Origin of the sequence: Marinitoga sp. 1197, from assembly GCF_001021165.1 — a bacterium.
In the GTDB taxonomy this organism is placed as follows: domain Bacteria; phylum Thermotogota; class Thermotogae; order Petrotogales; family Petrotogaceae; genus Marinitoga.
Window position 1 is genome coordinate 19,966 of the sequence record NZ_AZAY01000008.1, and the last position, 25,274, is coordinate 45,239.

Genomic DNA, 25,274 nt, shown 5'->3' on the forward strand with positions numbered 1-25,274 from the left:
CGTGGTTTATAAAATGATTAAACCAAATGCATATTATGATTCCGTTACATTAATGCTTATAACAGAAGATATAAAGAAAAAAGATAACGTTGAAGAAGCTCTTGTTGGAATGGGTACAGAAACAAATAAGGAGTTTTTAAAAGAATTGGGAATGCTCGATTCAGAGTTAGAAAGTACCACTCCAAATGATTTATTGATTGTGGTCAAGGGTGAAAATATAAATATGGAAGAAATTGAAGCAGAGGTTGAAAAATTACTTAAAGCAGAAACTCAGGAAGATGAAGGTGAAAAGTTTTACCCATCACTTGAGAGTGCGGTAAAAAGATTAGATGGAGCAAATATGGCAGTTATTTCCATAGCTGGGGAATATGCTGGTCTAGAAACGAAAAAGGCTCTAGATATGGGATTAAATGTAATGTTGTTTAGTGATAATGTACCAATAGAAACAGAAATAGACCTGAAGAAATATGCACTTGAAAAAGGATTGCTGGTAATGGGGCCAGATTGTGGAACAGCAATAATAAATGGAGTACCCATGGCATTTTCAAATGTAGTAAAACGAGGAAAGATTGGTATTGTGGCAGCATCTGGAACTGGGGCTCAGGAAGTTTCATCCATAATATCAAATCTTGGTTGTGGAATATCTCAATTGATTGGTACAGGTGGAAGAGATGTAAAAAAAGATGTTGGTGGATTAATGTTTTTAGAAGGTATTAAAAGATTAATTGAAGATGATGAAACTGAAATAATTGTTCTTGTATCAAAACCACCTTATCCAGAAGTTGTCTCAAAAGCAGTGGAATTATTGAAAAAAACAAACAAAAAACATGTAGTTCATTTTGTCAATGGTATTGTAGAAGATTCTGAAATAACAGTAGGTCATACGCTTGAAGATGCTGCAATAAAAGCTGCTTTATTATGTCAGGGAAAGGAAATAGATAAAGACGAATATACATATTTTGACTTTTTAGAATCATTTGATTTTGATGTAAAGGTTAAAGAGGAAGTAGCTAAAATAAAAGAAGGTAAATATATAAGAGGATTATACTCTGGTGGAACTCTTGCCGATGAAACAATGGTATTATTAAGCAAAGAAATAGGCGGTATATATTCGCCTAAACCATTAAATCCTGAATATTTACTGGAAAATATTAATGAAAGTAAAGAGCATACAGTTGTGGACATGGGAGAAGATGAATTTACAGTAGGAAGGCCGCATCCTATGATTGACTTTACAATGAGAAAATCAAGATTGATAAAAGAATATATAGATAAAGATACAGCTATTATTATGGTAGATGTTGTATTGGGTTGGGGATCACATATGGATCCAGCAGGTGAAATTGCAGAGGCTGTAAAAACAGCAAGGGAAACTTCAGATAAATATAGATGTGTAATTGCAAATATCTGTGGTACATATGAAGATCCACAAAAGTATTATGAACAAAAAAAGAAACTGGAAGATGCTGGGGTTATAGTCTTCCCAAGCAATGCAAGTGCAGTAAAATTTGCAGTTAATGTTTGGAAGGAGTTGGGAAGATGAGTTTATTTAAAGAAGAATTAAAAATAGTAAATATAGGATTAAAATCATTCTATGAAGATTTGAAAAAACAGGGAGCAAATGTTGTTCATGTTGATTGGAAACCACCTCTTGGTGGAGCGAAAGCAGTTGAAATATTAAGTGAATTTTCAAAGTTAAACGTTGATATTGAAAAAGCAAATGCAGAAGCAGTAGAAAGAATTATGAATTCTCAGCCTACATTAGTTGGAATGGGTATAGCAAGAGATGTTGTTCCAGGTATGAAAGATAATTTAATTTTACATGCAGGCCCTCCAATTACATGGGATCGAATGTGTGGCCCTTTAAAGGGAGCTATTATTGGTGGATTGATTTATGAAGGAAAAGCTAAAGATGAAAAAGAAGCTATTGAGTTGATTGAATCTGGTGAAATAGAATTTGATCCATGGCATCATCATGATGGTGTTGGACCTATGGCTGGAGTTGCGACAGCTTCTATGCCTGTATTTATCATAGAAAATAAAACATATGGTACAAAAGCTTATTGTACAATGAATGAAGGGTTGGGAAAGGTTTTAAGATATGGAGCCAATGGCCCTGATGTAATTGAAAAATTAAAATGGATGGAAGAAGTATTATATCCTGTTTTGAAAGAAGCAATTGAGATAAAAGGTGAAATTAATCTAAAGAATTTAATCGCTCAGGCCGTTCAAATGGGAGATGAATGTCATAACAGAAATAGAGCAGCAACCTCATTATTTATAAGAGAAATAGCTCCTGCGATATTAGATACTCATTTTTCAAATAAAGAGAAAAAAGCAGTTATAGAATTTATCAATGCCAATGATCATTTCTTCTTAAATCTTTCAATGCCAGCAGCAAAATCAGCAACACTGGCAGCAGAAGGAATAAAGGGGAGTACTGTAGTTACAGTAATGGCAAGAAATGGAACGGATTTTGGTATTAGAGTAGCAGGATTACCAGGCAAATGGTTTGTTGGTACTGCTCAGGAAGTTGAAGGTTTATACTTCCCAGGATTTACAAAGGAAGATGCAAATCCTGATATTGGAGATAGTACAATTACAGAAACTGGTGGATTTGGCGGCTTTGCAATGGCTGGAGCCCCAGCAATAGTAAAATTTGTTGGTGGGACGGTTCAGGAAGCTATTGATACAACCTTAAAAATGTATGAAATAACAGATGCAGAAAATAATACATATAAAATACCATTCTTAAACTTCAGGGGAACTCCTACAGGGTTAGATATAAAGAAAGTTGTTGAGAAAGGTATATTACCAAGAATAAATACTGGTATAGCTCATAAAGATCCAGGCATAGGTCAAGTTGGGGCAGGATTGACCTATCCGCCTATGAACATATTTATAGATGCATTAGAAGCATTTGTAAAAGAATACTCAGACTAAGGGGGGATTATTGTGGCAGGTATTAAAGTGTATGATTTAACTCAAAAGATAGGCATTACAACACCACCATGGCCAGGTTACGAACCAATGAAATTATGGTATTTCAAAAGGATGATGCTTCAAAAAGTTAATGGTCAAATAGTACAAACAAGTATGCATAATGGAACTCATCTCGATGGACAAAGACATTTTATGACAGGTGGAAGAGATATAGCTTCATTGCCATTAGACGGTTATTTATTCCATGAAGGTGTAATATTAGATATTTCCAAAGAAGTTGGAGATTTTGATATCTATACACCTGAAACATTATTAAAAGTAGCAAAAGAAAATGATCTTGAAATCAAAAAAGGTGATATTATAATTATTAATACAGGATATCACAAATATGCATGGGATCAACCAGAAGCAAATGAAAATAAATATTATTATTTCCATCCAGGACCTGATCAAAGATTTGCGGATTGGTTAAAAGAAATGGAAATTAAATGGGTTGGCGTAGACTGTGGTTCTGCTGACCATCCAATGAATACTATATTAAGAGAATACAGACCTGAATTTGCTGCTATGGCAGATAAGCATTTTAGAGAAAAATATGGAAAACCTCTTGATGAATATTTTGATGATAAAACTTATCAATTAATGCATATTGATTTATTCCCACATTTGATTTTACATGCAGAAAATCTTGGTGGAGAAATAGATAAAGTATTAAACAGAAGAATGTACATTGGTATATTCCCGTGGAGATTAGTTGATGGGGAATCAAGTATCGCTCGTGTAGCTGCATTTGAAATAGAATAATATAAAACGAATAAAAAAAGTAATGGAGGGGAAAGATTATGTGGAAAGAAATACCGGAAAAAGTATCACAGGAAAAAATAACATTTGACGTTAGGGAATTAGAACCATTATTATCAGGTCCATCATTAAAATTAGAACCATACAAACCAGAAATGGCTAAATTAAAAGACGGTAGTTATTTATATATCAGACCATTAGAAAAAGAAGAAGTTCCTAAATTATTGCCATTCATAAAGAAATTATTGGATGTTGATCATGATTTTTATGATATTGTTGGTGTAAGAGTTTATGGAGAATTATTAGGTTGGTATAGAAATAGATTAAAAGATCCATATTTTATGATAGGAACAATTAATGGGAAATTAGCAGGCTTTGCAAATGCAAGAGTTATGAATAATGGAATTCATATTAGTCTTCATTCAATGGCTTTTGTTAGAGGATTAAGAGTTGGAGCTATTATGTATTATGCCAAAGCAAAATATGCATTTGAAAAATTAGGTGCAAAAGAATGGTGGGCAACATATGAAAGTTATAATGGATTTAAGAGATGGGGACTCGGAATGGCACAACCATCATATCCATGGCCAGATGTACAACATGAACTTGGCGGAGCTAAAGTATATTATGTAACAAAGGAATATTGGGATCTTTCAATAAAAGAATACTTAGAACAATTGGTAAAAACAGAATTAGTAGAACCTACACCAGAAGTTGTTGAAGCAAATAAAGAATTGATAATTCCAGACAGTCCCGTCGTTTAAATAAAATGGCAGGCCATTGGCCTGCCTATTTTTTATATTTATAAAATAAATTGCGCTAGTTGACTATTATAGGACTTAATTTCATTATGGGATTAAGTTTTTTTAACTCATAACAATAATCTTTTTAATATTTCCCTATATTCTTCATTAATATAAATCTTACCTTTTTCTCCAAATAATATTCTTTCTTTTTTAGAAGGTGAATTACGTGATATGGCACTTGTAAAGGCAGAAACCGAACGTGTATCTTTTAACTGTAAATCTTTCATTATTTCATCTTTAGAACTTTTCCCTTTTTTTACCATATATTTCAAAAATTCTCTTGTAGAGTCAGTTAATGAATTTATCAAACCCTTTAACTCTTCTTCAGACCATTTTTCGTCTGTTATTTTAGATGTTCCTATTAATTCTTTAAAAACCCTGATTCTTTTAGCAATATCATTTGATAATATTCCAAAAAGATATTCTGTTGGCAAATTTCCATAATCCAATAATTCAATTAACTCTATTAGAAGAGGTTCAGTTTTTAATATACCTTTATTTAATTCCAGTATATCAAAATTTATTTTTTCATTACCGTAAATCAAAATTTTCTTTTCAAAATCAACGGAGATACGTAAACGGTTAAATAATGATATAATAAATAAGGAAAGGAATTTATTATCAATTTCTCTGGGAAATGTTTCGGATTTTAAGAAATCCAATATTTCATAAAAATCACTTTTTGAATTCAATTTGTCAAAAATTTCTACTTTTAACTTTTCTTCTTCGTTCATTATATTATTTCCAAGAAAAGAATATAATGTTTTGAGTATTTCTTTGTACAAATTTATCACCTCGTTATAAATGTATGTTATTATATATATTATATCAAAAAAGGAGCGATTTTATGCAAAAAAAAGTAATTGTAAACGATAAAAATTATTATAAAAGATTGGATAAGTTTTTAAGAAATAATTTTAGTAATTTGAAATTAGGATTTATATATAAACTCATTAGAAAAGGTTTTGTATATGTAAATAGTAAAAGGGTAAAAAAGCAGGATTATGAGTTGAATATAGGAGATATCATTGAGATAAAGTACAAAGGGCCACTTGAAGAAAGAAAAAAAGAAGAGAAAATATTACCAAGGCCACTTGATTTTGAAATTATTTTTGAAGATAAAAATATTATTGCAATTAATAAACCAGCAGGTGTTTCTGTTCATCCGGGGAAAAATGAAGAAAAGGTTACTATTATAGAGGGGGTATTATATTATTCGAAAGGTGAATTCGAACCACATCTTGTTCATAGATTGGACAAACATACTTCCGGGGTTTTAGTGATTGCTAAAAATAAACAGGTTGCAAGGGAATTAACAGATATTATAAAAGGAAGAGATATAACAAAAAAGTATTATGCACTGGTTTTAGGGAAATTAAAGGGGAAAAATAATAAATTAGAAAGTGTATTTGAAGATAAAAAAGCCTTGTTGTTTTATGATGTTGTTGATAATTACAAAATAGAAAATACAGATTTATCCTTTGTGGATGTTGAAATAAAAACAGGAAGGAAACATCAAATAAGAAAACAATTTGCAGAAATAAAAAGTCCTGTTGCAGGAGATAATAAATATGGTAATTTTGAAATAAATAAAAAGTTGAAAAGATTAATTGGATTGAAACGATATTTTTTACATTCATACTTTCTTGAATTTATATATAAAAATAAGCGTTATACATTAATTTCTAATTTAACACCTGATTTAAAAAAGGTTTTAGATAGATTAGATTTTTAAATATATTGAGGAAGTGATTTTTTTGAAAAAACATAAAAGATTATTTTATATTTTGATTATAGTATATGCAGTGTTCTTATTTGTTTATATAACTTTTAATGATATAAAATTTTTAAAAAATGGTTATCATATTATTGATAATAAAAAACTTGAAAAACATTCTATTATTGTAGAAAATAAAAAAATTGATTATTATAAATATCAAAACTTTGTAATTATAAGTGAAAATTCGACTAATTTAAGTTTGAATGATTTTAAAGAATTTATAATGAATTTTGATAATATAATAATTGCCGAATTTTCCGATTTTGGTTTTTTATTTGATAAATACAAGATTTATCTAAATAATTCAGAATTGCGAAAAATCAGATATGCACATTATATAAAGCCAAAAGAGATGGATAAATACAATATTAGTCAAATCACCCAGCGTTTCTGGCGTGCATTTAATGAAAGAAGAATAAATGTATTTTATATACCATCGCATAAAAAAAGGAATGAAATAATAAAATCTATAAACAATAATCTAAAAAATATAGATAAAAATATTCCTCCTTTATTTAATACCAATAGATGGCTCAATTATCTTACAATGTCAATAATTTCTATATACTTATTGTTTTTAAGCCCAATATTATCTATAAGTTATATAGTTGCATATATATTTTTTACTTCGTGGTCCTATGTTTTTTTAGCTATAGTGTTTTCATTTATTATATGGATAAAGTGGAAAAATAAATATTTTAGTATTAAAAATGTAGTCAATTTATTATTATTAACTATAATATTTGGAATATTGATATATGGAACAGGATATACCTACTTACTTGTTTACAAAATTTCTGTAGTAAGAGGGGTAAAATTATTGCTCATAACTCTACCAATAACTTTATTCATAGTTCAATTACGAAATTTTAAATTGAATAAAAAAGATATACTTTTTTCATCAATAGTATTGACATCAATATTTTTTTATTATATATTGAGAAGTGGAAATTTTGGATTTGCAACAATGTTTGAAAGAAATTTAAGAGATATGCTTGAGAAACTGTTAATAGCCAGACCACGATTTAAAGAATTATTTTCATATATCTTTATTTTTTCAAATCCACCTACCAGATTTTTTAAAATATTCTGGAATATTGGGCAATCAATATTATTTATATCTGTCTTAGATACTTTTTTACATTTTCAAACACCATTATATTTAGGAGTTTTAAGAACTTTAAATGCATTTATAATAACTTTATTTTTATATAAAATGTTAAAGAAAATTCTATTTTAAAGAAAAAAAAGTAATAATTAATAAAGATTTATATGAAAAACGTTATTAAGTTAAACTATTTAAGAATAAATAAAAACAGGCCAAAAAGGCCTGTTTTTATTTATTCTTATTAATAATTTTTCATTTCTTTTAATATTTCAATTAAAAATTCCCAGACTCTTTTTACTGAAGATATGCTCATTTTTTCCTGTGGTGTGTGAACATCATAGAGATTAGGTCCAAAAGAAATCATATCAACATCTTTCAATTTTCCTGATAAAATACCACATTCTAATCCTGCGTGAATAGCTGCTATTTCTGGTTCTTTACCATACATATCTTTATATACTTTTTTCATCAATTCTCTTATTTTTGAATCTGGTTTATATTCCCATGCGGGATATGGAGCATTTGTTGTTATAGTTGCTCCAGTTAAATTTGCGATAATCTCTGATTTATTATGGATTAGATCTCTTAATGTTTCTACAGAACTTCTTGTTGCTGAAGTAAATTCTATCTTATTATTATATGTTTTTACGATACCAAGATTACTGGAACTCTCAACCAGACCTTCGATAGCTTTGCTCATTGTTTGAACTCCATCATGAACTAACATCAAAATATATATTGCTTTTTCAAAAGATTCTTTTGTTAATGCACTTTTTGGCTTTTCCATTTCCTTAATTGAAACAGTTACATCTGGATCTGAAACGCTTAATTCATTTTTAAAGGTTTTGTTCCAATATTCAATAATTTCTTTTGCTTTTTCCATATTATCAATAATCAATTCTGCTGTTGCTTCTCTCGGAATAGCATTGCTTTTATCTCCACCATTTATTGAAGCACATTCAACTTTTATTTTTTTATTTAAATCATACAGCACCCTTCCTAATAATTTATTAGCATTACCTCTTTGTTTTATAATTTCCATACCAGAATGGCCACCCTGTAATCCTGAAATTACTAATCTTAAACCATGTTTGTTCTTTGGTTCTATAAATTCAACGGGTAATGTTATAATATCTCTTAAACCGCCAGCACAACTTACATAAAATATTCCTTCTTCTTCTGAATCAATATTTAATAACACTTTTCCTTTTAATAATGAAGGATCCAATTCATTTGCTCCAGTCATTCCTGTTTCTTCTTCTGTCGTGAATAATGCTTCTATTTCTGGATGTTCAATATCTTTTGAATCTAATACGGCTAAAGCGTAAGCTACTGCAATACCATTATCTGCACCTAATGTTGTATTAGTTGCTTTTATATAATCACCGTCTATCTGTAATTTTATAGAATCCTTTGAAAAATCATGATTTGAATCAGATGTTTTTTCACAAACCATATCAATATGCCCCTGAAGAATAACCCCTGGGGCATTTTCATAACCTTTGGTTGCTGGTTTTCTTATAATCACATTTAATGCTTTGTCTTGAATGTATTCTAAATTTCTTTCTTTAGCAAAATTTACAAGATAATCGCTAATAGCTCTTTCATTTCCTGAACATCTTGGTATTTTACTTATTTCTTCAAAATAATAAAACACCTTTTCAGGCTTTAGCCCTTTTAATATTCTCATTTAATTTCCTCCTTAACTTAGTTTGTTTTGCGAATATTATTTAATAATATTATATCATATATATCAAAAATTTTATTAAAATTCTATACCGATATTTATCCATATAAAAGCTAAACCCCATTCTGGGTATGTAATTGTTAAAGTATCATTTTTTTCTGATGCATTTCTATTTTTATATAAAAATAGAAAAATATCAATAACAGGGTATTCGATAAATATGTTTTTAAAAGTATTTCTTAATCTGAAAAATTATATCATATTTATGGTATAATTTCATTAAGGAGCGTGATATTAATGAAAATCATATCTTGGAATGTAAATGGTATAAGAGCAGCTATAAAGAAAGGTTTTATAGATTTTCTGGATTCTGAAGATCCTGATATTTTATGTGTTCAAGAAACAAAAGCAAGGAAAGAACAATTAACAAAAAAATTTTTAAATTATGGTTCATGGAAAAAGTATTTTGTTTCAGCGGAAAAAAAAGGGTATAGTGGTGTTGCTACTTTTACAAAAATAGAGCCAAAAAATATTTTAAAAGGTTTTGGGATTGAAAAATTTGATTCTGAAGGAAGAACATTAATTACTGAATATGAAAACTTTTCGCTTTTTAATATATATTTTCCTAACGGTAAAGCAAGACAGGAAAGATTGGAATATAAAATGGATTTTTACTATTATTTATTGGAATTTTTAGAAGATTATAAAAAGAAACAACCTAATATTATTATTTGTGGTGATGTAAATACTGCACATAAAGAAATAGATCTTGCAAGGCCAAAGGAAAATGAAAATGTATCTGGATTTTTGCTTATAGAAAGAGAATGGATTGATAAACTTTTAAATAGTGGTTTTATAGATACATTTAGAATGTTTAATCAAGAGCCAAATAATTATACATGGTGGGATTATAAAACTAGAGCAAGAGAAAGGAATGTTGGATGGAGAATAGATTATTTCTTTATAAGTACTCCTTTGGAAAATAAAATTAAAGATGCTTTTATTCTTTCAGATGTAATGGGATCAGACCACTGCCCTATTGGAATTGAAATTGATATTTGATTTAAAACAAAAGCCCTCCATTCGGAAGGCTTTTATTATATTTTAAATATTTCCATTAATTTCTCATCTAAAGTAGCGCTAATAATATTGTTTTTTATTAATATGTCATAAAAATTATACACTTTATCTTCAAGTTCTTTTCCAGATATATATTTAAATGTTACTCTTTCAATAAATTTCTCCACGTTTTTTATTGGTGCCCTCATCATATCAAATGAAAGTTTTGCTGCTTCTTTCTTATTGCTATTTACCCATTCTATTGCAGCTTTTAATTCTTCTAAGACAATCTTTACAATTTCTGGATATTCTCTAACTAATTCTCCTTTAAATACAACCCCTGCATTTGGTAATAATCCAAATCCTTCGTTTATTTCATTCCATATTTTTCCATATGATAGTTCTGAATAAGTTATATTGCTTTCTTCTAATGCTTTTATCACAAATCCTGCTTCTGGTTCTCTTAATAAGACTGTATCTACTTTACCAGATAGAAAATCCATCATTATTTGTTTAGGTCTACCAAATGGATTTCCATAAGTAAATTCAAAATCTTTTATATTGAGACCCTTTGCCTCTATTAAATATCTGGTTATTTTAGCTGGTGGTGCATCTTCAAAAAGTGGTATATGTATTTTTCTTCCTTTTAAATCCTCAAGAGATTTTGCTATATAACCTCTTGTTAATATCGTAAAGTTATCCCAAACAAAAACAACAGGCATTTTCACATCCATATCTTTCAACTTCGAAGCAGTTATTAATGCTGAAAAGCTTATATCTGCTTTTTTATTTATTATCCATCCAAGATGCTTTTCTGTTTCTTCCCATATTTTTAACTCTTTTATATTTACAACTTGTTTTAATTTTTTTGATTGTAATAATCTCATGATTATAGGATATCCTACAGGAGTTGCAGATTGTATTGTTATTGTTGGCTTATCAGAATAATTATAATTATTAATATCATTTTCAATTCTGCGTGTAAAATATACTTTTACTTCATATGGATTAATTTCTTTAACTTCAGCATCAAATCCCATTCCATCTAGCATATTTATTAAAGGGGTTGGAACAAAAGTTTGAACTAATATAAAACCTTCACCTGGATCTAATGAATAAGCTTTTTTTATAATTATATCAAATGGATCCTGTTGCATCTTTCTTACATCAAGAATTTCATAATCTTTATTGTTTTTTAATTTTGAAGGTTTATTATAGACAGAAATTCTTGTTTTATATGGATTAATTTTATTTAGATTATATAGGAATTTATGAGATTCTATTACTTTTATTATTGGTTCAGGGTCTATTTCTCCCTCAAAAACTAATGATTTTCCAGGTTTTAAATTTTCTATTTGATTAACGATTAAAGTTAAAGTTTCAACCTCATATTTTTGAATTTTCATAATCGTTTCAGGTTCTTCCCATGCGATTTCGGTGCTGTTGTATTCTGGTTTCGTGTCTTTTATACATTCGGGAAATAATTTATATAATTCTTTTTCTAATCCTAATTCTTTATTTATAGCATGTAATATCTCGCATAAAGAAACGCCTGCCATTTTAGCAGCATTTTTGAATGTAGCATATTTTGCAATGGTATTCCACATTACAGGATTTTGCATTGTCTTAAATTTTGGTGATATTTTTAATAAAACCTTTTTTAAATGTGGATATTTTTCTAATGTTTCCCTGATTTTTGAATCTCCAGTAATTGGTTCACTTTTTTTTGAAAAGATAGCTTTAGTTGGACAAATATTCATTGCTCTCTGACTATTGCTTAATTCTGTTTTATTTTCAGGTTGTTTAAAAACTATAGCTTTCCCATTCTCTATTTTAAAATTTTCTGGAGCAGTTCTCACACATGCCTTGCAAGCTATACATTTTTCTTTTTCAACATTAAATTTCTCCATATAAATTCCACTCCTTTATATCAATATATCAAATTAATTCGGATAATTTTTATCTAATTATATTATATACTATTTGTATATATTTTTCTGTAACTTAGATTACGATTTTATCTTTTGCCCTTTTAAAGAATTTATTTCAGAGATTAAAAGAAACACAAAGAAGAAATTCATTGCATGAAAAATTATTTGTACAAAATTTAAGTATTATAAATTACAAACAAAAAGCGTCTACGAAATTGTAGACGCTTTTTGTTTTGAGTTTTTATTAACCGAAAAATTTTGAAAATTATAATCTTTTATAAGCAGAATATGTCCTGTATTCTTTTAATTCCATATAGTATATGCCATAAGAATTGGGGGGTATTTTTCCTTTTACACTGCCCATAGCAATGTATAATCTATTACTACTAAAATGGTCTTTCATGTGCATGGCATCCAGTAGCAGGGATTCGTTAAAATATAAATGTATATCCTTTTCTTTATCCGTTGGATTAATTATTATCAATTTGGAATCTTTTATATTTTTATATTTTCTATAATAAGCAAGTATATCATTATCATTGGAAATAACTTCATAATAATTTCCCTTTTTTAAAGCATCAGAATTTTTAAATAACTTTATAAGTTTTTTATAAAATTTTAGAACTTCATTTTGATTATCAACCTTTTCCCATTCCATAACTCCACGGCAAAATGGATCATTATCTCCAGTCATCCCAATTTCTTCGCCGTAATATATTAAAGGGCTACCAGGTAATGTAAATTGCATAATTACAGCCATTTCCCAATTGGTTCCAAATATATTTTTAATTCTTGCTGAATCATGAGAAGAGAGCATATTCCATGATTTTAGGATTTTCAAACCACTATCCATTATAACTTTATTTAAAATTTCAGATGAGGTTTTTCCGCTTAAATTTCCTGTTAAATAGTTTATAATAATATCTGTATAGTAATAATTCATAATACCATCCATTATCTCTATCCAATCTTTAGGATATGCCCATACTTCGCCAATAATCTCGTGATTACCAGATAATTTTATATGTTTTACTATATCTTTTAAAATATTGAATCCAAGATCATAAGCACAATCAAGGCGCCAATGATCAACTCCTAATTTCATCCATTTTTTCATCACAGAATTCTCATCCTGCCATAATATTTTTTGTAACTGTGGATTTTCCAGATTTAATTCTACCAGTGATGAATGATCGCGCCAGAAAGTATAATATCCATTTTCTTTTCTAAAATAATCCTTTTCCTTTTTTCCTTCTAGAGCTTTTTTAAACCAGATACTTTTGTCGCTCATATGATTTAAAGCAATGTCAAGATATAACTCTATATTTTCTTTATGAAGAGAATTTATTAAATTTTTAAGATCATTTTCATCACCCAAAACTGGGTCTATTTTAAAATAATCTATTGCATCATATCTGTGGTTACTATTAGCTGTAAAAATAGGCGTGAGATATATAAAATCGATTCCCAGATCTTTAAAATAATCTATTTTTTTCTCAATGCCTTTTAAGTCGCCACCATACAATCTTTTTCCTGCTTTTTCATCATTTATAATAGGAGTTTCCCATGGTGTATTTCCTCTGTTATAATAAGAGTAAAATCTATCAGGAAATATCTGATAACCAATTTTAGCTTCCATAATTCACCTCGCTCTATTTTTATTTCGATGAAAATCAAAAATATTTTATCATAAATAAGAATTTTTTTCAATAATCAAAAATAAATAAAAACAATAACGAATTTTAGGGGGGATTATATGAATATTAGAAAGGCTAAAGAAAATGATAAAAAGGATTTAGTTGAAGTAACAAGGTATTCCTGGGATGATGATTATATACCAGAAGTTTTCGATGACTGGGTAAAAGAAAAAAATGGGAATTTTTATGTGATTGAGGAAAAAAATAAAGTAATCGGGTGTGGAAGGATGAAAGAAATAAAGCCGGGTATCTTCTGGCTTGAAGGGTTACGTGTTCATAAAAATTTTAGAAACAAAGGTTATGCTAGAAAATTGACAGAATTTTTTCTTAAATTAGCAGGTGAAAAAGGGTATAAAAAAATAATGTTTTCAACTTATTTTGAAAATGTCGAAAGCAGACATATAATGGAAAATTATGGATTTGTTGTTTTTTCAAAATATAAATGGTTGTATTTCAATGAGAAAAAATATAATGAATTATCAGATGAAAATTTTAAAATTGCTGAAGATTTTGAAAAAATAAAAAATTATATATTTAATTCTATTGAATACAAATATTTTAATTATATTTCATTTGCCTGGACATTTATAGAATTTGATGTAGAACTATTAAAATATATTTTTGATAGGAAAGAAATATTTATAAAAGAAAGTGAAGGGGAAATTGAAACCTTAGTTATTTTAAGCGAATATCTGCAAAAAAATAACACATTATCAATATCTTTTATTTCGGGAGATATTGAAACAGCATTGGATTTTTCAATATATCAATATTTAAAAAAAGAAAAATCATATCTTAATATTATGATTCCAGAAGAGCTGCATATTAAAAATAAATTTTTAAATAAGGGGTTTTTAGAAGAAGATAATGAAAAAACAAATGTTCTGTTGTATGTTCTTGAATAAAGGCGGTTTGACGTATTTAAAAAGATTTATAAACAAAAAAGGTTATAAATCTTTTTAAAACGAGTTATTAAAAAAAGGATAAAATAAGGTAAAATTTAAAGTAGAATTTATATTATGTAAATCTTTTTTTGGAGGGATACAATGAAAATTGTAGGAAAAATTGCACAAAGAATAGAAGCAAAAGAAAAGGCGTATGGTGAATCATTGTATACACCGGATTTATATTTTGATAGAATGCTGTATGCTGGTGTGGTTTATTCAAATATTCCACATGGAATATTAAAAAGCATAGATATTACTGAAGCTGAAAAGGTTCCAGGAGTTGTTAAAATAGCGACATATAAAGATGTACCTGGAACAAATAAATTTGGTGTTATTACAAAAGATATGAGATTTTTAATACCAATTGGTGAAAAAATCAGATTTGAACATGATTCAATAGCATTAATAGCAGGAGAAACAAAAGAAGCTGTTGAAGAAGCTATTGAAAAAATACATTTTGAAGTTGAAGAACTTCCCGGAGTGTTTACGATTGAAGATGCCATTAAAGATGAAATAAAAGTAAATAATGAAAAAACAAATATAGCATTTCATAAAAAAATCAGAAGAGGAAATGTTGATGAAATTTTTAGAAATGCTGACTTAATAATAGAAAAAGAATTTGAAACAGATTACCAAGAGCAGGCGTATCTGGAAACACAGGGAGTTGTAGCATATTATAATGGAGATGTAATGAAGATCTATGCATCAATGCAATGTCCGTTTTATGTTCAGGAAGATGTTTCTGAAATATTAAATATTTCATTTAATAAAGTGGATGTTATTCAAATGGAAACAGGTGGGGGATTTGGTGGAAAGGAAGATGTTCCTTCATATATTGCATCAAAAGCAGCTTTGCTCTCTTATTTAACAAGAAGACCAGTAAAACTGATATATGAAAGAGAACACGATATAAAAGAAACAAGTAAAAGACATCCTTCAAAATCATACTATAAAGCAGCTTTTAAAAAAGATGGAACATTAATAGGGCTAAAAAGCAAAACATACCTTGATATGGGAGCTTATTCTACATTATCTCCTATAGTTATGTATAGGACATTAACTCATTCAGCGGGGGCATATAAAGTTCCAAATGTATATGTGGATGTTTATGGAGTATATACAAATAAAGTTCCATGTGGGGCTTTTAGAGGATTTGGTTCTCCTCAGGTGCTATTTGCTATTGAATCTATAATGGATGAGGCTGCAGAAAAATTAAATATGGATCCATGGGATATACGATATAAAAATGCTCTTGAAGTAGGTGATGAAACATCTACCGGTCACAAATTGGAATATTCTGTAGGAGCGAAAAAAACCCTTGAGAATATTAAAAGGTTGTCTAATTATGATAATTTAAAAAAAGAAATAAAAGAATTTAATAAAAGTAATAAATTGAAAAAGCGTGGGTTGGGTTGGTCTCATATTATATATGGCGTAAGTTTAGGAGCTGGAGGACAGCATCTTGATGCTTCAAATTCAGAAGTTCATGTTTTTCCTGATGGAACTATAAACATAATGTTTGGTGGTACAGAAATTGGTCAAGGAGCCAAAACGGCAATTTCAATGATTGTTTCGGAGGTTTTAGGGCAAAAACTTGAAAAAATAAATGTATTGCAAACAGACACGTTTATAGTACAGGATAGTGGTCCTACAGTGGCTTCAAGAACAACGGTATTTAGTGGAAATGCAGCAAAAGATGCGGCTGAAAAAATAAAAAGGAATATAATAGAATTTTTATGTAAAAAATTTGATGTTGAAGAAAAAGATATAAAAATAAATTTAGGAATATATAAAATAAAAGATAAAGAATATTCATTTGAAGAGATAGCAAAAATGGCAAATGACGCAAATGTAAAATTAAATGAATCAGGTTGGTTTAAATCTCCGAAATTAAATTTTGATATGGAAAATGGTGTAGGGGAAGCATATATAACTTATACATATTCCACACAACTTTCATTGGTAGAAGTGGATATGTTAACTGGAAAGGTTGAAGTTATAAAAATGTGGATATCTCATGATATTGGTAAAGCAATAAATTACGATGGAGTAATAGGGCAGATTCAAGGTGGTGCTGTTCAGGGTATGGGACATGCAATAATGGAAGAAATAAAACAGGTTAACGGAAAAATTATTACATCAAATTTTAATAATTACGTTATTCCCACTATAAAAGATATTCCAGAGATTATACCTAATATAGTGGAAGAAGAGTTTCCATATGGGCCATTTGGAGCAAAAGGAATTGGAGAACCCTCATTGATGAGTGCTCCACCATCAATAGCAAATGCAGTTTCAAATGCCATAAAAAAAAGAATTTCAAGAATACCAATAACTATGGAAAATGTAATATCCTTGATAAATGAAAAATAATATTAAAAGACAGAACAAGGGGGTAGTTATAGAATGAAAAGAGTGCCGATCGTAGGTCCAACATACGAAGAAATGTTACATCCTGAAAAAATTGATCCAGAAATCAGAAAAAGAGCTATAGAAATGAAGGAAAAGGATCCGCTTCATCCAATTAATTTATTTAATATATCCTGGAAGGATGAAAATAATGAAATAAGGTATTTTGTTATGCCAAAAGAATTAACAGGTGTTGATGCAAATATTATAGTTTTATATGCTAAGGATTTCCCATCTGGAAGTCATAAAGTTGGAGCAACATATTCTGTATTAATGGAAAAAACAATAACCCATGAAGTAGATGCCTCTATTCATAAATTGGTATGGCCTTCAACGGGAAATTACGGTATAGGTGGAGCTTTTGTTAGTTCAAGAATGAATTATGATTCCTTAGTAATTTTACCGGAAGAAATGAGTCAAGAAAGATTTGACATAATTCGAAAATATGGTTCTGATGTTATAGCAACTCCTGGATGCGAATCAAATGTTAAAGAAATTTATGATAAAACAAAAGAACTGAAACAAAATGATCCTGAACATATAAGAGTATTAAACCAATTTGAAGAATTTGCGAATTATAGATTCCACTATTATGTTACTGGAAATACTATGATTGAAACAGTGAAAAGGTATCATATAGGAAATGAAAGAATTGCGGCGATTGTTTTAGGGGTTGGTTCTGCAGGAACAATTGCCAGTGGAGATAGAGTAAAACAGGAATTTCCAGAAGTTAAAATAGTGGCCATGGAACCGGTCCAATGTCCAACAATTGCTTTAAATGGGTATGGAGGACATGATATTCAGGGAATTGGAGATAAACACGTTACATGGATACACAATGTTATGAATAACGATGCTGTTGTTTTAGTAGATGACGTTGATAGCAAAAAGATGTTACAGGTATTAACAGATGAAGAAGGGAAAAAATTCTTAAAAGAATTTGTGGATCCAGAAATGGTGGAATATATTTCAGATAAGTTTGGTATTTCAGGTATTGCAAATGTTATTGGTGCTATAAAAATGGCTAAATTTTATAATCTAAAATCCGATGACAATATATTTGTTGTTGCTACTGATAATATTGCCAGATACCATTCTGTAATGGAACAAATGACAGAAACGTATGGTAAATTAGACAGAGCAGAAGCAAAATCAAGGGTTGAAAGAATATTCTTATATCAGGAAACGTCCGGGATATTTGAAGGGGATAAATATAATAGAGAAAGATGGCATAATTTGAAATATTATACATGGATTGAACAACAGGGAAAAACAATAGAAGAATTAGATGCACAGAAAGAACAAAAATACTGGGAAGAACATCAAAAAAAGGTTCATGAAATTAACAAATTACTGGAACAATATAGAGAGGAACATAAAGCGACTTTAAGGAAGGTGTGGCTTGAAAAATGAGGAAATTATTTAAAAATATATCATATCTTGCAACATTCGATAATGAAAATACAGAATTGAAAAATGCATACATTTATATTGAAGATAACGTTATAAAGGATATAGGAACTGGTAATCCTGATATGACAGCAGATGAAATTATAAATTGTAAAGATATGCTTATAATGCCAGGATTTGTAAATACTCATCACCATTTATATCAGTCTTTAACAAGAAATGTTAAAGGAGCTCAAAATGCAAAATTATTTGATTGGCTTGTATTCTTATATGAACGATGGAAAAATATAGATAGAGAAGGTTTTTATATAAGTTCAATTATAGCAAATTATGAAATGATGAAGACGGGAGTTACAACTACTACGGACCATTTATACTTATATCCATATGGTTTAAATGAGGCAATAGATGCAGAAATAGAAGGAGCAATAAGAACAGGAATTCGTTTTCACCCAACTCGTGGAAGTATGTCAATGAGCAAAAAAGATGGAGGTTTACCACCTGATAGTGTTGTGCAAACAGAAAAGGAAATAATAAAAGAGAGTATAAGAGTAATTGAAAAATATCATAATCCAGAAAAATATTCTATGTTGAGAATAGCATTAGCACCATGTTCCCCTTTTTCTGTTACAGCAGATCTTATGAAAGAAACTGTAAAAATTGCAGAAGAATATGATGTATTAATGCATACGCATGTTGCAGAAACACTTGATGAAGAAGAGTATTGTATAGAAAGGTTTGGAAAGAGACCAGTAGATTATATGGAAGAATTAGGTTGGTTAAATCCTCGTGCATGGTTTGCTCATCTTGTATGGTTAAATGAATCAGATATAGAAAAGTTATCACAAAATGATGTTGGCATGGCACATTGTCCATCTTCAAATATGAGGCTTGGTTCTGGAATTGCTCCAGTAACGAAAATGAAAGATAAAATGCGAATAGGAATAGCAGTAGATGGAAGTGCAAGTAATGATACAAATAATATGATTGCAGAAATTAGGAATGCTTTGTTATTACAAAGGGTAAAATATGGTGCAGATGCATTAACAGTGAGAGAAGCATTGAGGTTAGGAACTGTTGGTGGAGCAAGAGTGTTAAGGATGGATGATTATATAGGAAGTCTAGAAATTGGTAAAGCGGCGGATTTTATAGGATTCAATTTAAATAGATTAGAATTTGCAGGTGGCCTTGATGATCCGTTGGGAGCTGTTTTAATGTGTGACGGAAAACAGGTTGATTTAAATGTTATAAATGGAGAAATAAGAATAAAAGATGGAAAAATTTTAGATGAAGAATTGCCGAAATTAATAGAAAGACATAATGAAATATCAAAAAAAGTTATAAATAGTTTATAGAAAAGATGCGGCATATGCCGCATCTTTTCTAAGATTTCTGTTAGGGAGGATAAAATTGTTTATATTTTAATCAAAAATTATAAATATACTAAAGCAATGATTATGGCAAAATTCACAAAAAATTAATCTTTTCGTTTTTTATTTTTACATAAAAGTGATTTAATATTGGTGAATTTACGCGTGTTTATAATATTCAGGGGGATATTAATGATGAATGAAAAGATGAAAAATTTCCTGTTTGAAAAATACTTTGAAGATAATAATATGGGGATATTAATAGTAAAAGATAAAAAAGTAAAATATATTAATAAATCATATAAAATACTTGCCAGATTATTTGATACGGATATGGAAAAAACATCTCCTGTAGATATATATTTCAATTACGAGAAATATCTGGAAAAAAATACCCATTTGAGAAAATTAAAAGATTTATTCGATTCTATAACTATATTTCGTTTCTCGAAAACAGACATGACATTTACGCATGTTGAAGAATTTAATAGTAAATTTCTTGAATTTAAATTTAAGGGAGTAATTATAGATAATGAAAAATATTATATAATTACAGTTTTAGATGTAACCAATGAAATAAAACTACTTGATTATAAATATCTTGAAATATCAAAAAAAATAGGTGAATTGAGTTTTAGAGAACTATCAAAAGAAGATTTCAACAGTAAAATAATATATGAAAATATTCACCTTATTTTAAAAGAATATAATATAGTCAATGAGTTAGCGATTTCAATATTGAAGGGAGATAAAATATATATTGAATTTGGGATAATAAATGGAATTAATCTAACTGGGAAAAAATATTCAATAGCCGATAAATCTTTAACATCATATATTATTAATTACAATAAAAGAATATATATACCAAATTCTTTGAATTTTAAACTGCCATATGGGTATAAAATTTTTCATATAGGTCCAAAGCCTAAGCCTTATAGCGTTTATGGTGTTCCGTTAAGAAATGAAAATGGAGAAGCATATGGAGCAATTTTGTATGAAAGACCTGAAGAATATAAGTTTAATAGTTTTGATTTTAAATTTTTAGATGAGGTTACATATACAATTCAATCTGTAATAAGATTTAATAAATTATATAAAGAATTACATAATGAAAAAACAAAATATTATGAAATGTCGATTCGAGATCATCTAACAAGAGCATATAATAGATCCTTTTTAGAAGAATATTTGAAGAAAATATATAATAAAAGCAAACGATACAATGAGAGAGTGATTTTGAGTTTTATAGATATAGATAATTTTAAAAAAATAAATGATAAATATGGACATGATTATGGGGATATGTGCTTAACTGTATTTTCTGAGACGGTATTTTCTAATATTAGAGAATCAGATGTTTTTGCGAGATATGGTGGGGACGAATTTGTTATAGTTTTTCCGAATACAACATTTGAAAATTCAGAAAAAGTTATGAAAAGGATTAAACGAAAGCTAAAGAGAACGGAATTTCCAATAGATATATCCTTTGGTTTAACTGAAATTGATATAAATCTCTCATTAAAGGAAAATATGAAAAAAGTAGATGACCTAATGTATCAAATGAAAAGGATAAAAAACACCGGGACAAAATAAAATCCCCGGTGTTTTTTTTACGACCTCAATTTTAAATTAATCCTCTTTAAATCTTTATCTATATCTAAAATTTCCACAGTTACTATTTGATTTATACCTAAAACTTCAGAAGGATGCCTTATAAACTTTTCTGAAATATTAGATTTATGTATTAATCCATTTTCTTTAATACCAAGATCAACAAAAGCTCCAAAATCTGTTATATTTGTAACTCTTCCTTGTAAAATCATTCCGATTTTTAAATCTTCCAATGTTAAAACATCTTCATACAATAGTGGTTGAGGCAATTCATCTCTTAAATCTCTACCAGGTTTTTGTAATTCAGAAATTATATCCTTTAATGTATATTCACCTATTCCTAATTTTTCAGATAATTCTTGAATATTTATATTATTCAACTTTTCTCTTATTAAATTTAATTTTTCATTATCTAAAATATCTTCTTTTTTAAAACCTAAAAAATCTAATAATTCTTCAGTTTTCTTATAACTTTCTGGATGAATTCCGGTGATTTCTAAAGGGTTATTTCCATCAAATATTCTTAAAAAACCTGCAGCCTGTTCAAAAGATTTTGGGCCAAAACCCTTTACTTTTAATAAATCTTTTCTTTCTTTAAATGGTCCATTTTCCTCACGAAATTTTACAATATTTTCTGCCAGTTTTGGAGTAATACCAGAAATATATTGTAATAGAGCAGAAGATGCTGTGTTTAAATTAATTCCAACGAGATTTACAACATGTTCAACAGTATTTTCAAGCTTTTCTTTTAATAATTTTTGATTCATATCATGTTGATATTGACCTACTCCTAAAGATTTTGGGTCTATTTTTACAAATTCTGCTAAAGGATCTTGTATTCTTCTGCCAATACTAATAGCACCTCTTACAGTAACATCTAAATCTGGGAATTCTTTTACTGCTAATTTTGAAGCTGAGTATACTGAAGCACCTGATTCATCTGCAAATATGTATTTTAAATTTAAATTATGTTTTTTAACAGTATCAACTATAAACTTTTGTGTTTCCCTTGAAGCAGTGCCATTGCCAATAACAATAAGATTTAAATTGTACTTTTTAATTAATTCTAAAACAATTTTTTCGGCATTTTCAAAATCATTCTTTGGAGGAACTGGATATATAGTGTTATTTTCTAAAAATTTTCCAGATTCATCAAGAGCTACAACCTTACACCCAGTTCTATATCCAGGATCAATTGCTAATACTCGTTTATTCTTCAATGGAGGAGTAAGCAATAATTCCTTTAAATTTTTAGAAAATAATTCAATAGATTTTTCTTCTGCACGCTGAGTTAGAATATTTCTAACTTCATTTGAAATAGATGGAAACAACATATTTTTAAATCCATAATCTAACCCTTCTTTTATTATTTTGTTATTTTCTTCAAATTTTGTTAAATACTCTTTATATAATTTATTTATATACTTTTCATCAAGAGATAATTTTACAGTTAAAACCCCTTCTTTCTCTCCTCTGTTAATTGATAACACTCTATAATTTGGTATTTTATGTATTTCCTGCGAAAATTCATGATACATATCATATTTTGTTTTTTCTTCTAAGAATTTCTTTTTTTTATAACTTTCTATTTTTCCATATTTCAGTAAATCATTTCTTAGGATTTTTCTTATTTTTTCATTATGTGCAAAGTATTGTCCTATTATATACTTTACCCCTTCTAAAACTTCATCAAGTGTTTTAACCTTATCATTAATAAATGCATTGGCCTCTTTTTCTATATTTGTTATTTTTTGTAAAAAAATTTTTTGAACCAAAGGTTCCAAGCCATTTTCAATAGCTATATCTGCTTTTGTTTTTTTTCTTTTTTTATAAGGTAAATAAAGATCTTCTACCTCGCTTAATTTTGTAGCATTCAGAATTTTGTTTTTTAACTCTTCAGTTAATTTCCCTTGTTCTTCTATTGATTTGATAATACTTTCTTTTCGTTTTTCTAATTCTGTTTGATATTGATATAACTCAGAAATTTTTCTAACTTCTTCTTCAGTAAGATTTCCTGTAGCCTCTTTTCTATATCTGCTTATGAAAGGTATAGTATTACCATTATTCAATAGTTCAATTGTATTTTTTACCTGCCAATCTTTAACGTTTAAGTCTTTTGAAATTATATTTATAATATTCATATTAAATCACCTCTAATATTTCTTCTAATGATAATAAAACAGGGATTATATCCCTGTTTTATTAATTGAAATTAATTTTCTTCTTTTTCCTCTTCTTCATTTTTTTGCTTTTCTTCAAAATTTTCAACTTCAACTATTTCAACTTTTTCTGTGATATGTTCGGCAACTTTTTTACTTAAAATATCCCACATTAAGTTTCCTAAGATTTCTGCATTTGAATATATAATTTCTTTGGCTTTATCATGTGGAAGCCTATACATGTGTGCGAATGAGTGTATTGCTTCATTTAATTCCTTCTCTTCTACTTTTATATTATTTTCTTCTGCGATTTTATTTATTATTGTCATTTCTTTTATGGATTTTAAAGCTTGTTCTTTTAATTCGTTTATGTATGCCTCTTCTCCACCGTGTTTTTCTAATTCTTCTTCGTATTTTCCATTTTGTTTAACTCTTTCTAATGTTTTTTCAACAAAATCATCAATTGTTTCGTCTGATACATCAACTTCAACGTATTTGTGTAATTCAGCCAAGATGTAATTCTTTATATAATCATCTTTCCATACTTTAAATGAATCTGCTCCTTCCTTAGCTAATTTTTCTTTTAATTCAAGTACAGAATTTATTTCAGCATCTAATGTTTTAGCAATATCATCAGTTAACTCAGGAACAATTCTTTTATATACTCCTTCAACGTTTATTTGATATAAATATTTTTTGTCTTCAAATTCTCTGTTGATTTCAACATAATCTCCCTTTTTCTTTCCAATTAAATCTGTAACCATAGGTCTTTTATCTTCTTCGTATAACACATATTCGCTTTCTTTATCTTTAAACAATTCTTTACCTTCTGCGTTTAAAACTGTATATTTTACTTTAACAAGATCTCCAATTTCTGCTGGTTCATCTTTTTCTTCTAAAATAGGATTTTCTTCAAGTAAATCTTTTATTCTATCTTCTACAAATTTTTCAACAACTTCTTTTTCCGTTGGAACTTCAACTTTTATTTCTTCGAATTTTGTAGAAACAACTTCCGGGTGTTCGTGCATTAATACTTCAACTTCTGCTGAATCATTATCCAATGCAAACGATTCAATATATGGACCAAATAAAACCTTTTCATCTTTAAACGAATCTTCAACCTTTTCTATTAATATTTCTCTAACCATTTCTACGAAATCTTCACCAAATTTTATTTTCATAACCTTTTTTGGGACTTTACCTTTTCTAAATCCATGAAATGTGTATCTTTGATTTAATTCTCTAACTATCTGGTTTTCAGCGTTGTCAATATCCTTTTTATCAAATTTTACCAAATATCTTTTTACATTTTTTTCTTCCGATATAATTTCCTTTTGCATTCTTAACACTCCTTTTTTAAAATTATTTCAATTAAAATTATTTCAATTAAAATTATTTCTATTTCATATTATACAAGGAATATATCTTAATACTGTTAAAATTAGGTCAAAATAGGATTTCGGGGACGTAATAACTTTTATAACTTTTCTTTCTATTAATCTTTTTTTTTTGAAAAAAATGTTGTATAATAAAAAGGGGATGGAGGTGGAATT

General features: G+C 28.4%; 18 protein-coding genes. 12 read left to right on the forward strand and 6 right to left on the reverse strand.

The window, feature by feature from the left end:
• The first annotated feature begins 1 nt into the window (after position 1).
• Genes fdrA through X275_RS02245 form a run of 4 tightly spaced genes read left to right on the forward strand, consistent with a single transcriptional unit; the run spans position 2 to position 4,508 of the window.
• Positions 2-1,543 (forward strand): acyl-CoA synthetase FdrA, encoded by a 1,542-nt coding sequence (gene fdrA, locus X275_RS02230; RefSeq protein WP_197072579.1) that lies wholly within the window; start codon positions 2-4, stop codon positions 1,541-1,543.
• A complete protein-coding gene (locus tag X275_RS02235; RefSeq protein WP_047267333.1) occupies positions 1,540-2,943 on the forward strand; it encodes a DUF1116 domain-containing protein in 1,404 nt (467 codons plus the stop codon). The genes fdrA and X275_RS02235 overlap by 4 nt, the downstream gene beginning before the upstream one ends.
• 12 nt (positions 2,944-2,955) lie before the next feature.
• Entirely contained in the window at positions 2,956-3,747 is a 792-nt protein-coding gene (locus X275_RS02240; protein ID WP_047265817.1) for a cyclase family protein, read from the forward strand.
• A gap of 38 nt (positions 3,748-3,785) precedes the next feature.
• Positions 3,786-4,508 (forward strand): N-acetyltransferase, encoded by a 723-nt coding sequence (locus X275_RS02245; protein ID WP_047265818.1) that lies wholly within the window; start codon positions 3,786-3,788, stop codon positions 4,506-4,508.
• A 107-nt stretch (positions 4,509-4,615) separates the two neighbouring features.
• Here the strand turns inward: X275_RS02245 and X275_RS02250 are convergent, their stop codons facing one another.
• On the reverse strand, positions 4,616-5,335 hold the full coding sequence (locus X275_RS02250) for a hypothetical protein (protein ID WP_047267334.1): 720 nt from the start codon (positions 5,333-5,335) through the stop codon (positions 4,616-4,618).
• Positions 5,336-5,397: 62 nt separating this feature from the next.
• On the opposite strand from X275_RS02250, the gene X275_RS02255 reads away from it, so the two are divergent.
• Together X275_RS02255 and X275_RS02260 are read left to right on the forward strand one after the other, a co-directional pair.
• Positions 5,398-6,285: an RluA family pseudouridine synthase gene (locus tag X275_RS02255; protein WP_047267335.1), complete on the forward strand. Its 888-nt coding sequence runs from the start codon at positions 5,398-5,400 to the stop codon at positions 6,283-6,285.
• Positions 6,286-6,307: 22 nt separating this feature from the next.
• A complete protein-coding gene (locus tag X275_RS02260) occupies positions 6,308-7,570 on the forward strand; it encodes a DUF5693 family protein (RefSeq protein WP_047267336.1) in 1,263 nt (420 codons plus the stop codon).
• Positions 7,571-7,679: 109 nt separating this feature from the next.
• On the opposite strand, the gene X275_RS02265 is transcribed toward X275_RS02260, so the two are convergent.
• Positions 7,680-9,128, reverse strand: a complete 1,449-nt coding sequence (locus X275_RS02265; RefSeq protein WP_047267337.1) for an aminoacyl-histidine dipeptidase — start codon at positions 9,126-9,128, stop codon at positions 7,680-7,682.
• Positions 9,129-9,422: 294 nt separating this feature from the next.
• Here X275_RS02265 and xth point away from each other — a divergent pair, with 294 nt between their 5' ends.
• Positions 9,423-10,187: an exodeoxyribonuclease III gene (gene xth / locus X275_RS02270; RefSeq protein ID WP_047267338.1), complete on the forward strand. Its 765-nt coding sequence runs from the start codon at positions 9,423-9,425 to the stop codon at positions 10,185-10,187.
• Between the two features lie 35 nt (positions 10,188-10,222).
• Here xth and X275_RS02275 read toward each other — a convergent pair whose 3' ends face one another.
• Both X275_RS02275 and X275_RS02280 read right to left on the reverse strand, forming a co-directional pair.
• Complete coding sequence (locus tag X275_RS02275; RefSeq protein ID WP_047267339.1) at positions 10,223-12,094, reverse strand: DUF1858 domain-containing protein; 1,872 nt, start codon at positions 12,092-12,094, stop codon at positions 10,223-10,225.
• A 286-nt stretch (positions 12,095-12,380) separates the two neighbouring features.
• The gene (locus X275_RS02280) at positions 12,381-13,754 is read right to left on the reverse strand and encodes a glycoside hydrolase family 13 protein (protein WP_052913540.1); all 1,374 of its coding nucleotides are present in this window, start codon (positions 13,752-13,754) and stop codon (positions 12,381-12,383) included.
• 117 nt (positions 13,755-13,871) lie between these two features.
• Between X275_RS02280 and X275_RS10975 the strand changes: the two genes are divergently transcribed.
• The 5 genes from X275_RS10975 (at position 13,872) to X275_RS02305 (ending at position 21,544) form a co-directional block, all read left to right on the forward strand.
• Positions 13,872-14,717 (forward strand): GNAT family N-acetyltransferase, encoded by an 846-nt coding sequence (locus X275_RS10975; RefSeq protein WP_052913542.1) that lies wholly within the window; start codon positions 13,872-13,874, stop codon positions 14,715-14,717.
• A 141-nt stretch (positions 14,718-14,858) separates the two neighbouring features.
• The gene (locus tag X275_RS02290; protein ID WP_047267340.1) at positions 14,859-17,132 is read left to right on the forward strand and encodes a xanthine dehydrogenase family protein molybdopterin-binding subunit; all 2,274 of its coding nucleotides are present in this window, start codon (positions 14,859-14,861) and stop codon (positions 17,130-17,132) included.
• Between the two features lie 33 nt (positions 17,133-17,165).
• Positions 17,166-18,581, forward strand: coding sequence for a PLP-dependent cysteine synthase family protein (locus X275_RS02295; protein ID WP_047267341.1), 1,416 nt, complete (start codon positions 17,166-17,168; stop codon positions 18,579-18,581).
• The gene (locus X275_RS02300) at positions 18,578-19,933 is read left to right on the forward strand and encodes an 8-oxoguanine deaminase (RefSeq protein WP_047267342.1); all 1,356 of its coding nucleotides are present in this window, start codon (positions 18,578-18,580) and stop codon (positions 19,931-19,933) included. Before X275_RS02295 ends, X275_RS02300 begins: the two co-directional genes overlap by 4 nt.
• 207 nt (positions 19,934-20,140) lie before the next feature.
• Positions 20,141-21,544 carry a GGDEF domain-containing protein gene (locus X275_RS02305; protein WP_047267343.1) on the forward strand — a complete coding sequence of 468 codons (1,404 nt, stop codon included), beginning with the start codon at positions 20,141-20,143 and terminating at the stop codon, positions 21,542-21,544.
• A 17-nt stretch (positions 21,545-21,561) separates the two neighbouring features.
• Here the strand turns inward: X275_RS02305 and X275_RS02310 are convergent, their stop codons facing one another.
• Together X275_RS02310 and X275_RS02315 are read right to left on the reverse strand one after the other, a co-directional pair.
• Positions 21,562-23,703, reverse strand: a complete 2,142-nt coding sequence (locus tag X275_RS02310) for a Tex family protein (RefSeq protein ID WP_047267344.1) — start codon at positions 23,701-23,703, stop codon at positions 21,562-21,564.
• 71 nt (positions 23,704-23,774) lie between these two features.
• Positions 23,775-25,061: a trigger factor gene (locus X275_RS02315; protein WP_047267345.1), complete on the reverse strand. Its 1,287-nt coding sequence runs from the start codon at positions 25,059-25,061 to the stop codon at positions 23,775-23,777.
• Between the last annotated feature and the right edge of the window lie 213 nt (positions 25,062-25,274).